The following is a 448-nucleotide window of genomic DNA, read 5'->3' on the forward strand; positions in this document are numbered from 1 at the left end:
CCGAACTTGAGCGCTGGGCCGTTGGCCTGAAGTCAGACCTTGCCTTGTTGCTTGACCTGCCCATCGCAGCGGGGCTTGCCCGAGCGCGCGCTCGTGGCGGCACTGCTGATCGAATTGAAGTGGAATCGCATGCATTTTTTGAACGCGTGCGGGAGAGCTATCGCCAACGCGCGCAGGCGGACCCCAAGCGCTGGCGGGTGATTGATGCTTCACAGTCGATGCCTGCGGTCGCGGCTGCAGTGACTGAAGCCGTGCTCGCGCTGGCCAATTCGCAATGAGTACAAGGTCGATGAGCACAAGCTCGATGAGTACACGCTCGATGAGTACCACTCGAGGCACATCGGCGCCATGAACGAGACGTTGACGCCGTGGCAGCAGCGGGCGTGGAGCAACATCGGCGGCTCGCTAGCGGCGGGGCGATTGGGGCATGCGCTGTTGTTGGTAGGCC

The 448-nt window shown here is 62.7% G+C and carries 1 protein-coding gene; it reads left to right on the top strand.

All coding sequences use genetic code 11. The annotated features are described in order from the left end of the window. On the top strand, nt 1-278 hold a 278-nt coding region (locus I6F37_RS39850; protein ID WP_368736819.1), incomplete at its 5' end, for a dTMP kinase. Nucleotides 279-448: the final 170 nt, after the last annotated feature.

The organism is Bradyrhizobium sp. NBAIM08 (genome assembly GCF_020193935.1).
GTDB lineage: Bacteria > Pseudomonadota > Alphaproteobacteria > Rhizobiales > Xanthobacteraceae > Bradyrhizobium > Bradyrhizobium yuanmingense.